This window comes from Kribbella swartbergensis, from assembly GCF_054784135.1.
Window position 1 is genome coordinate 171,935 of record NZ_BAAGPM010000017.1, and the last position, 13,677, is coordinate 185,611.

The 13,677-nt window shown below is 69.6% G+C and carries 16 protein-coding genes; 11 read left to right on the forward strand and 5 right to left on the reverse strand.

Annotated features, from left to right (window positions below; translation table 11 throughout):
• Positions 1 to 18 precede the first annotated feature (18 nt).
• Entirely contained in the window at positions 19 to 1,317 is a 1,299-nt protein-coding gene (locus tag ACYVOK_RS12660) for an NTP transferase domain-containing protein (protein ID WP_460662544.1), read from the reverse strand.
• A 95-nt stretch (positions 1,318 to 1,412) separates the two neighbouring features.
• Here ACYVOK_RS12660 and ACYVOK_RS12665 point away from each other — a divergent pair, with 95 nt between their 5' ends.
• From ACYVOK_RS12665 to ACYVOK_RS12675, 3 genes are all read left to right on the forward strand, one after another.
• The gene (locus ACYVOK_RS12665; protein WP_460662545.1) at positions 1,413 to 2,516 is read left to right on the forward strand and encodes a DNA glycosylase AlkZ-like family protein; all 1,104 of its coding nucleotides are present in this window, start codon (positions 1,413 to 1,415) and stop codon (positions 2,514 to 2,516) included.
• Between the two features lie 35 nt (positions 2,517 to 2,551).
• Complete coding sequence (locus ACYVOK_RS12670; RefSeq protein WP_460662546.1) at positions 2,552 to 3,406, forward strand: hypothetical protein; 855 nt, start codon at positions 2,552 to 2,554, stop codon at positions 3,404 to 3,406.
• Positions 3,407 to 3,592: 186 nt separating this feature from the next.
• Positions 3,593 to 5,065, forward strand: coding sequence for a ricin-type beta-trefoil lectin domain protein (locus tag ACYVOK_RS12675; RefSeq protein WP_460662547.1), 1,473 nt, complete (start codon positions 3,593 to 3,595; stop codon positions 5,063 to 5,065).
• Positions 5,066 to 5,123: 58 nt separating this feature from the next.
• Here ACYVOK_RS12675 and ACYVOK_RS12680 read toward each other — a convergent pair whose 3' ends face one another.
• The gene (locus tag ACYVOK_RS12680) at positions 5,124 to 6,008 is read right to left on the reverse strand and encodes a DMT family transporter (protein ID WP_460662548.1); all 885 of its coding nucleotides are present in this window, start codon (positions 6,006 to 6,008) and stop codon (positions 5,124 to 5,126) included.
• 81 nt (positions 6,009 to 6,089) lie between these two features.
• Here ACYVOK_RS12680 and ACYVOK_RS12685 point away from each other — a divergent pair, with 81 nt between their 5' ends.
• Both ACYVOK_RS12685 and ACYVOK_RS12690 read left to right on the forward strand, forming a co-directional pair.
• Positions 6,090 to 7,007, forward strand: a complete 918-nt coding sequence (locus tag ACYVOK_RS12685) for a LysR family transcriptional regulator (RefSeq protein WP_460662549.1) — start codon at positions 6,090 to 6,092, stop codon at positions 7,005 to 7,007.
• Between the two features lie 143 nt (positions 7,008 to 7,150).
• Complete coding sequence (locus ACYVOK_RS12690; protein ID WP_460662550.1) at positions 7,151 to 7,621, forward strand: superoxide dismutase family protein; 471 nt, start codon at positions 7,151 to 7,153, stop codon at positions 7,619 to 7,621.
• A gap of 8 nt (positions 7,622 to 7,629) precedes the next feature.
• On the opposite strand, the gene ACYVOK_RS12695 is transcribed toward ACYVOK_RS12690, so the two are convergent.
• Positions 7,630 to 8,388 (reverse strand): SDR family oxidoreductase, encoded by a 759-nt coding sequence (locus tag ACYVOK_RS12695; RefSeq protein WP_460662551.1) that lies wholly within the window; start codon positions 8,386 to 8,388, stop codon positions 7,630 to 7,632.
• Positions 8,389 to 8,507: 119 nt separating this feature from the next.
• On the opposite strand from ACYVOK_RS12695, the gene ACYVOK_RS12700 reads away from it, so the two are divergent.
• From ACYVOK_RS12700 to ACYVOK_RS12725, 6 genes are all read left to right on the forward strand, one after another.
• The gene (locus tag ACYVOK_RS12700) at positions 8,508 to 8,771 is read left to right on the forward strand and encodes a hypothetical protein (protein ID WP_460662552.1); all 264 of its coding nucleotides are present in this window, start codon (positions 8,508 to 8,510) and stop codon (positions 8,769 to 8,771) included.
• 62 nt (positions 8,772 to 8,833) lie between these two features.
• Positions 8,834 to 9,145 (forward strand): hypothetical protein, encoded by a 312-nt coding sequence (locus tag ACYVOK_RS12705; protein WP_460662553.1) that lies wholly within the window; start codon positions 8,834 to 8,836, stop codon positions 9,143 to 9,145.
• On the forward strand, positions 9,090 to 10,547 hold the full coding sequence (locus ACYVOK_RS12710) for a sensor histidine kinase (RefSeq protein ID WP_460662554.1): 1,458 nt from the start codon (positions 9,090 to 9,092) through the stop codon (positions 10,545 to 10,547). The genes ACYVOK_RS12705 and ACYVOK_RS12710 overlap by 56 nt, the downstream gene beginning before the upstream one ends.
• Positions 10,544 to 11,203 (forward strand): response regulator transcription factor, encoded by a 660-nt coding sequence (locus ACYVOK_RS12715; protein ID WP_460662555.1) that lies wholly within the window; start codon positions 10,544 to 10,546, stop codon positions 11,201 to 11,203. Before ACYVOK_RS12710 ends, ACYVOK_RS12715 begins: the two co-directional genes overlap by 4 nt.
• A gap of 79 nt (positions 11,204 to 11,282) precedes the next feature.
• Positions 11,283 to 11,879, forward strand: coding sequence for a DUF4956 domain-containing protein (locus ACYVOK_RS12720; protein WP_460662556.1), 597 nt, complete (start codon positions 11,283 to 11,285; stop codon positions 11,877 to 11,879).
• Positions 11,876 to 12,655: a polyphosphate polymerase domain-containing protein gene (locus ACYVOK_RS12725; RefSeq protein WP_460662557.1), complete on the forward strand. Its 780-nt coding sequence runs from the start codon at positions 11,876 to 11,878 to the stop codon at positions 12,653 to 12,655. The genes ACYVOK_RS12720 and ACYVOK_RS12725 overlap by 4 nt, the downstream gene beginning before the upstream one ends.
• On the opposite strand, the gene ACYVOK_RS12730 is transcribed toward ACYVOK_RS12725, so the two are convergent.
• The gene (locus ACYVOK_RS12730) at positions 12,639 to 12,827 is read right to left on the reverse strand and encodes a DUF1918 domain-containing protein (RefSeq protein WP_460662558.1); all 189 of its coding nucleotides are present in this window, start codon (positions 12,825 to 12,827) and stop codon (positions 12,639 to 12,641) included. The genes ACYVOK_RS12725 and ACYVOK_RS12730 overlap by 17 nt on opposite strands.
• Positions 12,828 to 12,920: 93 nt before the next feature.
• The gene (locus ACYVOK_RS12735) at positions 12,921 to 13,565 is read right to left on the reverse strand and encodes a LysE family translocator (protein WP_460662559.1); all 645 of its coding nucleotides are present in this window, start codon (positions 13,563 to 13,565) and stop codon (positions 12,921 to 12,923) included.
• Positions 13,566 to 13,677: the final 112 nt, after the last annotated feature.

Below are 13,677 nucleotides of genomic sequence, written 5' to 3' on the forward strand. Positions count from 1 at the left end.
GTCTCGGGCGAGCGTGCATCACCAAGGTGCACTGCGTAGAGCGCGTAGCAGCAGGACGACGCCGCGCAGGGCGTCGGCGTTGGCTGCCACCGCTACCGCGATCAGTCCCCACAGCGGGACACCGGCGATCGCCGCCACCGCGAAGATCAGCAGCCGGAACTCACGCCGGAACAACAGCCGTACGTCGGTGTCGCGTCCGACCGCGTGCACATAGGAGATGAGTAGACAGCCCACCCCGGCCGCAAACCCCCAGACCCAGGCGGCCGACGTCGGACCGGTCGCGAGGACGAGCGCCAGGACGACGGCCAGATCGGCGTACCGATCCAAAAGGGTGTCCAAGACTGCACCGTGCTTGGTGGCCCTTGCGCTGACCCGGGCGAGCTCGCCGTCCACTCCGTCGAGTGCAGACCCGAGGACGACGGTCAGCCCGCCGGCAATCATCAGCCAGGTGTTGCCGGTCGCCACCAGACCTGCCGCCAGCAGCGTGACGGCGAAGGCCACCGCGGTCGCCACGTCAGGTTTGAGGCCGGTGCGCAGCAGGAGCCGGGTGAGCGGCCCGGAGATGCGTCGATTGAGTACCCGGGCAACAACCCCGTCGGTCGGCTTCGGGCCGTACCGCTGCCACATGGACCGCTCAAGCGCTCGCACGGTCTCCGGCGTGTCCACATCGGCCCAAAGGCCCTCCACCTCCCGGGTCTGAATCTGGCAGCCGTGCGCGAGCAGCTGCTGCCGCACCTCCAGCCATGACTCCGGCTCCCGGTACGTCACCAGCAGCACGTCCTGTACGTCGACCACGGCAAGACCCGCGTCCACGCCGTCGTACTCGTCGAGGTCCGGTCCCAGGCTCGCGACGGTCCCGTCGTCGCGGAGCCGGACGAGGGTTGGTCGCGCGCCGTTCAGTGCGGCCGCTCGGCCGGAGCGGTCCACGGCCGCGACGTTCCCGGTCGGGGTCTGGATGAGTCGCCGTACGTCGTCCGCCTCGAACACGTGGTCACCCATCACCACCAGGCAGCGCCGGTCGCCGATCACGCTGAGTCCTGCCAGCAGCGAGGATGCCGTGCCGCTCTCCCAGTCCGGATTGACCACGACCTCCACCGGGAGGTCGCGTTCCTTGATCGCGGCGACCACCTCGTCGGCGCCGTAGCCGAGGACGACCACGATCCGCTCGACGCCCGCCTGTCTCAGCACCCGGACCGACCGCTCCAGCAGGCTGACGCCGCCGACGCGGTGCAGCGGCTTCGGCTGAGCCGACCGCATCCGAAGTCCCCGGCCGGCCGCGAGCAGCAGGGCCACCCGCACCTGATTCGTCTTGACCACAGTCAAACCTCCACTCGCCGTCCCCAGGATGCCCCAGATGCCCCCGATATTCGTTCTGAAAGTGAAATGTCGGGCACGTGGCCTAGCCTCGGGTTGTGGGTGTTCACGAGCTTTCACGGCGCGATGCGCGGCGGATCGCCGTGCGGGCGCAGTTGCTCGACGAGGAGCGGCCGGAGGACCTGTTCGACGTGGTCCGGCGGCTGACGGTGGTGCAGTACGACCAGACGGCCGCGGTCGCGCCGAATGCCGATCTGGTGGCGTGGAGTCGGCTCGGGTCGTCGTACTCGCCGAGCGAGCTGGTCGAGGCCCTCGAGACGCAGGCGTTGCTGGAATTGCGCGGGTTCGTGCGGCCACCCGAGAGCCTTGCTCTGTTCCGGGCCGAGATGGAGGAGTGGCCGGGGAGCGGGCCGCTGCTCGACTGGCAGGAGTACCGCCGGGACTGGGTGAAGGCGAACGAGGGCTGTCGCCTGGACATCCTCGAGCGGCTCCGGCAGGACGGCCCGCTGGTGATGCGCGAGCTGCCGGACACCTGTGTGAAGCCGTGGAAGTCGTCGGGCTGGACCAACAACCGCAACGTGTCGCAGCTGTTGGAGTTCATGCTGCAGCGCGGTGAGGTCGCGGTCGCCGGCAGGGACGGGCGGGACCGGCTGTGGGACCTGGCGTCGCGCGTCTATCCCGACGAGCCCGCCGTACCGGTCGAAGCGGCGAAGCGCATCCGTGACGAGCAGCGCCTGCGCTCACTCGGCATCGCGCGGGCCAAGGGGCCGGCCTGCCCGGGCGAGCCGCTCGACGTCGCCCAGGCGGGAGAGGCGGCAGTGGTCGAAGGCGTCCGCGGTCAGTGGCGGGTGGACCCGGCCCAGCTCGGTCAGCCCTTCTCGGGTCGTACGGCGTTGCTCTCGCCGCTGGACCGACTGGTGTACGACCGGAAGCGGCTCGCCGAGCTGTTCGAGTTCGACTACCAGTTGGAGATGTACAAACCGGCCGCCCAGCGCCGCTGGGGGTACTTCGCGCTGCCGATCCTGCACGGCGACCGCCTGGTCGGGAAGGTCGACGCCACCTCCGACCACAAGGGCGGCATCCTCCGCGTCGACGCGATCCACGAGGACGAGCCGTTCGGCAAGAGTCTCACCGCGGCCGTACGACGTGAGCTCGAGGACCTCGCCACCTGGCTGCAATTGGACCCCGTGCTGCCCAAGTAGCGGTCTAATGGAAGTGGCTGCGGGAGGCTGGTCGGATGGCGCCTGGACAAGGACCAGATCAGCGGACAGGCATGCGGCCGGCCGCGGTCGTCGCGGCGGCCGTGGTGGTCACGCTGCTGTCCGCCGTGCTGGCCGGGCTCGCGGTGCTGTACTTCGGCGGCGGTCCGGCCTCGACCGGGCAAGGCGCCGTACCGCTGCCGGGAGCGCCCACCGCGACCACCACGACTTCATCCCCGCAACCGGCCGAGCCGTCTCCGACCAGGCAGGTCCCGCCGAGTCCGCGGCGCTTCGCGTACCAGCCGTTGTGGCCGTTCGCCTCGGTGGCGGAGGCCTCCGAGTGGCAGGAGGAATACCGCGACAGCGGGAAGCAACCCTGGCATCTGGACGCGGATCAGACCGCGTTGTCCTTCACCACCGGCTTCCTCGGCTTTACCGAGATCGACCGTGTCGTCGACCGGGAGATCAGCGGTGACGAGGCCTGGATCTCGGTCGGCTACGAGTCGGGCGAAGGCCCGGCGAGTGTGGCGGCCGAGATCCACCTGGCCCGCATCGGCCAGGGCGACGACGCACCGTGGGAGGTCGTCGGGACCCGGGACTCCACGCTCACGCTCGAGCGGCCGCGGTACGGCGCGAGGGTGACCTCGCCGATCACGGTCGGCGGCCGGATCACCGGAGTCGACGAGTCGATCCGGATCGCCATCCGCCAGGCCGGTTCCGATCGGATCCTCGGCTCGGCGTGTTGCATTCCGGGCGGTGGGGAGCGGCAGCCGTGGTCGACCCGGGTCAGCTTCCGTGGTGCGGACGACGGTGCACTGACCGTGGTGGCGTCGACCGGCGGTCACGTGCAGGACGTCGAGCGCTTCGCGATCACCGCGGTCGAGGTCGGCTGACCCAGGGGTGACCTGCGCGCCGTCGAGCCCAGGCCGACGTCGCCGCCTGACAGGTGTGACTCCCGTCACATCTGATGTTGACGCAAACATCCGCCATTGACGGCTGCCCATGTTTACGTAAACATCGCCGCGATACAGAATCGCGGCGTCCGGGGCCGCCGCTCGCTCGTGAGGATCGGAGAGAGTGTGAGATCAACTGTTGGCCGCATCGCCGCGGCGGCGCTGCTCGCGTCGTCGGTGGTCGCCGCCGTGACCGTGCAGGCCGGGGCGTCCACCACCGAGGCCGGAACCGCAGCCGCGGCCGGCAGCACAGGGACCGGCGAGACCGCCGGGTCCACCGGACCGGCCGGGACGAGTGAGTTCCGCGGGGTGAACTGGGCGGACCCGCGAGACAACTACGCCGACGACGAGGTCGTCCCGTCCGGCCTGAGTACGGCGGACTCGTACGCGACGACGTACCAGAAGGCCACCGGCATCGTCGGCGAGTTCCGCAAGGAACTGAAGGCCAACACGATCCGGCTGCCGATCAACCCGTCGAGCGTCGGGACTGCCTGGTGGACGTCGTACCGGGGTGCGATCGACGCCTCGGTGGCGAACGGCTTCAAGGTCATCCTCAGCTACTGGGAGGCCGACAACGCCAAGGACGGCCGGGTCGACGACCCCGCGAAGTACACCGCGATGTGGGACACTGTCGTCGCGGCGTACGGCAAGAACCCGCGGGTGTACTTCGAGCCGATGAACGAGCCGTTCGGCTACTCGCTGACCGAGTGGGTGTCGCTCACCTCGTCGTGGATCGACCGGCACCAGAGCGTCCCGCGCGGCCGGATCGTCATCTCCGGCACCGGCTACAACGACAACGTCACCGGGGTCGGCGCGGCGCCCGAGCTGAACGGCACGCTGCTGTCCCTGCACTTCTACGGCTTCTGGGCCTCCGACGAGAACGAGGCCGCCTGGCTGGCGAACCTGCGGCCGCGAATCGGCGAGTACGGCTGGCGCACGATCATCGACGAGGCCGGTTCGCCGATGACGATCGGGCTGAACTACGGCAACCACGAGGGCAACGTCTACACGTCGTACCTCGCTGCTCTCACCCAGGTCGCGCGTGAGCAGAACATGGGCATCGTCTACTGGCCCGGCCTGCGCACCGGCGACTCGTACTCGATGACGACCCAGGTCGGCCCGAAGGACCTCCAGGTCAACAGCCAGAGTGGCCTGGCGCAGCTGTGGTGGGGCTGGGGCCTGCTCAAGCAGGAGCCGAGCAACGACCTGCCGCCGGCGCCCCCGGGTGAACCGATCCGTGGCGTGGCCAGCAACCGGTGTGTCGACGTGCCTGGCTTCTCGACCGCACCTGGTACGGCGCTCGACCTGTGGGACTGCAACAACGGCGGCAACCAGTCGTGGAACTACACGGCCGACAAGCAGCTCACCGTGTACGCCGACAAGTGCATGACCGCCGGCGAGGCCGGCAGCCGGGTCACCATCGAGAACTGCACCGGCGCGGCGAACCAGGCCTGGAACCTCAACGCCGACCTCACCATCACCAGCGTCGCGAACCCCGGCCTCTGCCTGGACGCAGCCGGCGGCGGAACCGGCAACGGTACGCCGATCGACGTCTGGTACTGCAACGGCGCCGACAACCAGAAGTGGACCCGCAGCTAGCCACTTCGCCGAGGTGCCTCCCACCCTCCCGGGAGGCACCTCCGGCTCGCTGCCGCGCTCACGTGCCGACAGCCGCCGGAGGACGTGTGTGGTGTGTGCCGTCAGCGCGGAGGCGCTGGGCGCGTTCGATGGACTGGCCCCAGGTGGTGCCGGCGACCATCAGTGCGGCGCCGATCGCGGCCGGGAGGGTGAGGTGTTCGCCGGCCAGGAGGATGCCGATGGCAACGGCCCAGACGGGTTCGGTGCCGAGGAGGAGGCTGGCGCGGCTGGCGGAGGTGCGTTGCACGGCCCAGGTCTGGGCCAGGAACGCGAACACACTGCAGAACAGCGCGAGATAGACGAGTTGCAGCCAGGTCGCCACACCGGCGTCGAGCGGCAGGTGACCAACGGCGGGTCCTGCGAAGAGCGCCGTACCGACGACCGTCTGTACGGTCGTCACCTGCAGAGGCCGGAGGTCGACGGCAAGCCGGCCGACCAGCGCGACATGGGCGGCGCGGACCACGGCGGCGGCGAGCATGAGCAGGTCACCGATGCCGGGTGTGTCGAGCCCGTTGCCGGACATCAGCAGACCGACCGCGACGACGCAGATGCCTGCCGCGAGGAAGAATCTCGGCGGCAGCCGGCGACGGTCCATCAGCGGCGTCAGGACGAGCGTCAGACTGATGATCAGCCCGGCGTTGGCCGCGCTGGTGTGCGTCACGCCGTACGTCTCCAGGACCAGGACTGCCGCCTGGCTCAGCCCGAGCAGCCCGCCGACCTTGAGTTCACGGCGGCTGACGCTCCGCACGAAGAACAGCAGCGCGACCGCGGAGATCCCGTACCGCAGGAACAGCACGGTCAGAACCGGCGTGGAACCGGTCGCCGTCTTGGCCGCGAGGTAGCTCGAACCCCACACGACGGCGACCAGCAACAAGACGATGTCGGTACGGCGGGAGGCGAGCACGGGCTCAACGATGACCGCTCGCGACGTTGAAGCCCAGTACCAACTTCTTAATCAACCTTGTAGCGACCCTACAGTGTAGGGATGGACGAGCGTCAGCTGAGAGTGCTTCGGGAAGTCGGTGAGCTGGGCAGCGTCACCGCCGCCGCGGAGGCGTTGCTGGTGACGCCATCGGCGATCTCGCAGCAGCTCAGGTTGTTGCAACGGTCGATCCCGGTGCCACTGACCGAACGAGACGGCCGGCGAGTCGTTCTCACCGCGGCCGGGCGAGCGCTCGCGGCCGCGGCCGCGGACGTGGAAAGCGCGCTGGCCCGGGCTCGGCACACCGTCGACGAGTTCATCGAGCAGCCCGACGCGCTCGTCTCCGTCGCGGCGTTCCACAGTGCGGCGGCGACCTTCTTCCCGTTGCTCCTGCGCGCCGATGCCGCGCCTCAGCTCAGCCTGCACGACGAGGACGTCCCGCAGGACGAGTTCCCCTTGCTGACACGCGAGTACGACGTCGTCCTGGCACACCGGCTGGACCACGGTGCCGCCTGGCCGCCTTCTGTCGCCGTCACCCCACTACTGCACGAACCCTTGGACGTAGCCCTGCCCGTCGATCACCCACTGGCCGCGAAGCGTCAACTGACCCCGCGCGACGTCGCCCACGAGCCCTGGATCACCGTCCACGACGGCTTCCCGCTGATGGCGACCATCGAGGCGATCGGGGCCGCCGCCAACCATCGCCTCGACCTGGTCCATCGCATCAACGAGTTCACCGTCGTCGCCGAAGTCGTCGCGGCCGGCGGCGGGATCGCCCTCATGCCTCGCTGGACCGCCCGCCGCCATCCCGCCGTCGTCCTTCGCCCTCTGCGTGGTGTCCACACCCGCCGCCACATCGACGCGCTCCACCGCCCCGAGCGCGCCGCCCGCCAAGCGGTCCGCACCGTCCTCACCACACTCCGGCAGGCCGCATCCACACTTGCCCGACCGAGAAACGCCGGTCAGCCGTCGAGCAGTTGACCGGCGATTGCGGCAGAATCTCAGGCACTGTCACCCGCCCGCGGCAGTGTCGATCGGACGGGACGCGAGGGAGTTACGCGGTGGCAGTTCTTCGGAGTGTTGTGGCGGCTGCGGTTGCGCTGGCTACTGGAATGGTTGCGCCGGTGGCCGTTGCCAAGCCTGTGGATGCGAGTGTTGTCACTGCTCACGACAACCTGCGCGACCTGGCACCGACGGCCGGCGGGCCGTTCGACCGTGCGCGGGCGTTGGCGGTGCTGGTGTCGCATGGCGGGTCGACCTTGGCGATTTTCCAGGTCCGGGGGATCGGGCGGTCGGCGGCCGGCCGGTCGTTCGGTGCTCACCTGCACACCGGGCCTTGTGTGACCGGCGACGGCGCGGCGGCCGGGCCGCACTACAACGCCGACACGGTGGCCGGGAAGGTCCCTCCGCGCGTGAACCCCACCACCGAGATCTGGCTCGACTTCACCGTCAGCCCGTCCGGCGCCGGCAACGCCATGACCGTCGTACCGTTCACACCTCTGCCGGGCAACCGCTCGATCGTCATCCACGAGAAACCCACCGACCACCACGGCGCGGCCGGTTCCCGCCTCGCCTGCCTGCCGGTCTCCTGGTGAGCAGAAGGCTAGGCGAAGCCGCCGTTGCTCAGCAGTAGCTGGCCGTTCATCCATCCGCCCTGCTCCGAGCAGAGGAAGTCGACCAGGTTGGCGGTGTCCTGCGGCGTACCCAGGCGGCCGAGTGGCGTCTGCCCGATACCGGCGGCGCGGATCTCGTCGGTCATCCAGCCGGTGTCGATCGGGCCGGGATTGACGACGTTGGCGGTGACGCCGAGGTGGGCTAGTTCGCGGGCGGCGGCCAGCGTGATCCGGTCCAGCGCGCCCTTGCTCGCGCCGTACGGGAGGTTGTGGACGGTGTGGTCGCTGGTCAGTGCGATGATCCGGCCGGTTCCGGGTACGCCGGTGAAGCGGCGGCCGTACTCGCGGATCAGCAGCCAGGTGGCTCTGGCGTTGACCGCGAAGTGCCGGTCGAAGCTCTCGACGGTCGTGTCCAGGATGCTCGAGGCGACGGATTCGCAGTGGCACATGACCAGCGCGGTGACCTTGCCGACGCCCCGCTCGGCCTCGTCGAAGATCCGCTCGGGGGCCGCCGGGTCGACCAGGTCGGCCTCGATCGGCACCGCGGTCGCACCGAGCCCGCTCAACTCCTGGGTGATCTCGTCGGTGGCGCCCGGCTGCACACCCCAGGTCATCCGCTCGTCGTACGCCGTCCAGTAGCTGAACGCGACATCCCACCCGGATGCGGCGAGTTTGCGGGCGATGCCGGCGCCGATACCGCTCGTGCGGCCGACACCGGTGACGAGGGCCACAGGCCGTTGGTCGGTCATGGCGGTGATCCTGGCGGTTCGAGGTCCGGCGGGCAACCGGAATACCTGCCGCCGGTGCATCTACGACAGGCTGTAGTATGACGAGGTCGGCGGTGGCTGAGGGACCTCCTGGAGTTGGTGTGAAGATCGAGACCGTGCAGCGGTGGGTCGCTTCGGTGATCCTGATCCATGTCGGGTCGGTGCCGGCGGTGTCACTGGCGGTCTACAGCATCGGCATCGCGGAGGCCGATCGCGGCAAGGGCATCGGCTTGTGGTTGATGTCCGGCGTGATCGGGCTGCTGACCGTGGCCGGCGTGCTGGCGATCTTCCGGCGGTCGCTGCTGTCCGGGTGGATGATCCTGGGCGCCGCACCGACCGCGGCGACCGGTTTCTGGATCTTCTGAACATGAGAACTCTGTAATCTTCGGCTCATGCGGATCTCCGGGAGAGGTCGCAGGCTTTGAGCATGCGGTCTCCACGCGTGATCTACGGGGTTGTCGCCGGCTTGCTGGTGGTGGCCGGTTTCCTGCTGCCCCGCTACCTGGCCGAACGCTCCGCACCGGAGCTCGGTGAGACGGTCGTCGTCCCCGCGTCGGCCACCACACCGGGACCGGCGCCCACGCCGGCACCGACGGGATCCACACCGACCAAACCGACGGTGACGAGCAGCCCGGGTGCCGACCCGGTGTCGCCGGCGCCGGCGAGAACCGCCGGGCAGGACGATGACGACGATCTCGGTGACACGTCCGCGGACGACCCGGACGACGACGATGGGTGATTGCCGGCGCCGGCCGGTGGTCAGTGCCCGGGTGCGGATCATCGGCTGGATGTTCGGTGTGCTCGCGCTCGCGTTGTCGGCGCTGGTCTTCCTCACCTGGCAGGTCCTCGCGACCCGGGCCGACGCCGCGGCGGACGACGAACTCACCCACGAGGCGAGCAAGTTCCGCGCCTTCGCGAAGTCCCAGTCCGCCGCGTCCTTCACCCGGCCCGAGGACCTGCTCGACCGCTGGCTGCAGCTCAACCTGCCGGACGACTCCGAGGCGTTCTTCACCATCGTCGACGGCCGCGAGTACCACCGCAGCCAGGGCATCCCACCCGCGCGGCTCGACACCGACGCGGCCTTCGTCCGGCGTCTCGCCGGCGCGAACGAACCGACGTACGGCTGGACCGACAGCCCGGCCGGCAGGGTCCGGTACGGCGTGATCCCGGTGCAGCTCGGATCGCAGCCGGTGCGCGCCCAGCTGGTGATGCTCGAGTTCCGCGACGTGATCGCCAAGCCGTCGATGGACGCGGCCCGGGCGCTGGTGGTCGTCGGCGCGATCACCCTGGCGATGGCCGCCGGTGCCTGCTGGCTGGTCACCGGCCGGGTGCTGGCGCCGATCCGGCAGCTGCGGACGACGGCGGAGCGGATCAGCGAGACCGATCTGCGGCGCCGGATCGATGTCGTCGGCAACGACGACGTCGCGCAACTGGCCCGCACCTTCAACACGATGCTGGACCGGCTGGAGGACGCGTTCACGGCGCAACGGGAGTTCGCCGACAACGCCGGCCACGAACTGCGGACGCCGATCACGGTGATCCGCGGTCACCTGGAACTGATGGGCGACGACCCGCGCGACCGCGAGGAGACCAAGGCGCTGGTGCTGGACGAGCTGGCCCGGATGAACCGGATGGTCGACGACCTGCTCGTCCTGGCCAAGAGCGACCGCCCCGACTTCCTCGACCCCGGTGAGGTCAACCTGACCGAACTCGTCGTCGAGGTGGTCGCGAAATCCCGGCCGCTGGCCGACCGGAACTGGCGGGTGGCCGCGACGGCCGACGCGACCGTCGTCGCCGACGGCCAGCGGCTCACGCAGGCGCTGATGCAACTGGTGTCGAACGCGGTCCGGCACACCGGGACCGGCGACCGGATCGAGGTCGGCTCGCACCTCGACGCCGACGGCAGCGTGCTGCTGTGGGTGGCCGACTCCGGTCCGGGCGTGCCGCCGGCGGACCGGGAGCGCATCTTCGACCGATTTGCCCGCGGCAACGATCAGCGCCGGACCGAGGGAGCCGGGCTCGGGCTGGCGATCGTCCGTTCGATCGCGCAGGCCCACGGCGGTGACGTCCGGCTCGCGCCGGGTCCGGGTGCGCGGTTCGAGCTGACCCTGCCGGCGAACGAGGAGGCGCTGCCGCGATGAACCGGATCCTGATCGCCGAGGACGAGGAGCGGATCGCGTCGTTCGTCGAACGCGGTCTGCGCAGCAACGGGTTCGTGACGACCGTGGTCGGCGACGGCGAAACGGCGTACCAGGAAGGTGTCAGCGGCGCCTACGACCTGCTGATCCTGGACCTCGGGCTGCCGCGGGTGGACGGGTTCACCGTGCTGCGGCGGTTGCGAGAGGCCCGGGTGACGATGCCGGTGGTGATCCTCACCGCGCGCGACAGTGTCCGCGACACGGTCGCCGGACTGGAGGGCGGTGCGGACGACTACATCGCCAAACCGTTCGCCTTCGAGGAACTGCTGGCCCGCGTCCGTCTCAGGCTGCGCAGCGAGGGTACGCCGGACGCCAACATCCTGCAGGTCGGAGATCTCAGCCTGGACCTGCGGACCCGGCGGGCACTCGTCGACGGCGAGACGGTCGAACTCACCGCGCGCGAGTTCCTGCTCGCGGAGGTGTTCTGCCGGCATCCCGACCAGGTGCTGTCGCGCGAGCAACTCCTTTCCCAGGTCTGGGGTTTCGACTTCGACCCGGGCTCCAACGTCGTCGACGTCTATATCCGCTACCTACGCCGCAAACTCGGCGCGAACCGCATCCAAACCGTCCGCGGAATGGGTTACCGACTTCTTCCGTGAGAGGTCTCTCACCGAAGACTCAGGGACGTCTCACCGGTGGGCGGGAAGGTGGAAGCACCATCAGCCACCTGGAGGAAACGTGTCCGGTCTGGGAGTCGCGATACCCGCCGATCTGCTCGCCATCGGTCTGCTTGCTTACGGCACCTACTTTCGCCGGTACCACCGGCGTGACCTGCTGCTCGCGTACGTCGCACTCAACGTCGGCGTCCTCGCGGTCACGGCGATGCTCGCCGGCAGCGGCGCCGGGATGGGGCTCGGGCTCGGCCTGTTCGGCATCCTGTCGATCATCCGGCTCCGGTCGGACTCGATCACCCAGGAGGAGGTCGCGTACTACTTCATCTCGCTCGCCATGGGCCTGGTCAACGGCCTGCACCCCGGTCCGTTCTGGCTCGCTCCCGCGCTGAGCTTCCTGCTGGTCGCCCTGATGTACGTCGTCGACCACCCGCGGCTGACGCTGCGGTCTCGCCGTCAGCGGGTCGTCCTCGACCAGGCCTACCCGGACGTCCGCGACGTCGGGCCGGCGCTCGAGCGGCTGCTCCGGGCCGACATCCGGTACTTCGTCGTACTCCACCTGGACCTGGTCACCGACACGACGGTGGTCGACGTTCGCTACCGGGTCCGGACCGCCGGCCCGCACCTGGACGCCGTACGCCGGCTCGAGCGGTTCGCCTCATGAGCAGCCGGTTGCACGCGGCGACGACCGGGGCGCTGGCCCAGTTGCCGCCGATCACGCTCGCCGAGGTGCTCGCGGAGGCGGAGTTGCAGACCCGGGTGGATCGCAAGTACCTCGTCCCGATCGGGACGTTCGTCGAGATGGTGACGCGGCTGCGCGACCGGTTCGCCGTCCTGGAGATCGACGGGCAGCGGAGTTTCCGGTACGAGTCGGTGTACTTCGACACACCGTCACTCGGGCTGTACCGGCAGCACGTGCAGCGGCGGCGGTACCGGTACAAGGTCCGGACGCGGTCGTACCTGGACAGCGGGGAGTGCAGCTTCGAGGTGAAGCTGAAGGGCAACAGGTCCGAGACGGTCAAGTCGCGGATGCCGTACCCGATCGGAGACCGGGCGCGGCTGACCGAGCCGGCCTGGACGTTCCTCGCCGACCAGGTGCGGACGGCGTACGGCGTGGGCGTCGAGGAACCACTGCGGCCGGCGTTGACGACCACGTACCGGCGGAGCACCCTGGTCGACCGCACCGAGCACGCCCGGTTGACGTGCGACATCGACCTGCGGTTCTTCGACGGCCGGTCGTCGGTCGACGTGCTGCCGGCCGCCGTACTGGTGGAGAGCAAGACCGCAGGGCGTGCGGGAGCGGCCGACGTGGTCCTGCGCGAGCTTCAGGTGCGGCCGATCCAGGTCAGCAAGTACTGCGTCGCGGCCGCGCTGCTCAACCCTCAGCTGCCCGCCAACCCGTGGCACCGAACACTGCGTCAGCTCACTCGGAATGGATGATGTGCGCGTCCGGTCCGGGGAAGAAGAGGGTCTCGGTGTCGGTGTCGGTCCAGTGCACCAGGTACGGCGGAGCGCCGTTCGGGTCGTGGACCTCAACGATCTCGCCTTGCCGCCGATGGGCCATCACGTGGGTGCCCTCGACGATCACTGTGTCACCCGCCGCCGCCTTCATCGGACCTCCTCCGTCAGGTCGTCGACTGCTCTGCTCCCAGCTTGACTCAGCACCCCCTGCCGGCACCACCCCTGGCAGGGGTCGGATCCCGGCTCAGCGGATGTCGACGGCGAGGCGGGCGGCGAGGGCGGCGAAGATGCCGGCGCAGATCCGTTCGAGCCGCCGGCGAACCGTGCTGCCGGCGCGGAACAGGGTGCCGGCGAGGCTTCCGGCCAGCAGGCCGGCGGATGCGTCGACGGGGAAGCCGACGGCGATGAAGACGGCGCCGAGGACCAGGAACTGGACCGTGACCGGCCAGCTGCCGGCGCCGGTGGTGACGAACTGGGGCACGAAGGCGAGGTAGAACAGGATGACCTTCGGGTTGGCGAGGTTCGTGAGCGTCGCCATCACGTAGGTCTTCCGCAGCGTCCGTCTGGGCAACTCGAGGGTGTCGTCGGCCTCCGCCACCTCCTGCCGGCTCGCCCGCCAGGTCAGGTAGGCGAGATACAGCAGGAACGCGGCCCCGGCGATGCGTACGCCGTTCAGCACCTGCGGCGCGGCCTGGATCAGCGCACCGAGTCCGAGGGACGCCGCCACGGTGTGCACCGCGAGACCGGTGGACATTCCGGCCGCCGCGACCACTCCGGCCCGGCGCCCTCCGACGGCCGCGTTGGCGACGATGAACAGCATGTCCGGGCCCGGAACGATGCTCACGAAGAACACCGCGACCACGAACCCCAGCACGATCGAGAGCTCCATCCGCCCATCCTCGCCTGTGACCTGTCTCGCGCTCCACGGGTTTCCACACCGTGAGCAGTTCCCGCCGGGTAGGCTCTGTCGAAGCGCTTCGACAATTCGCTCGAGAGAGGCG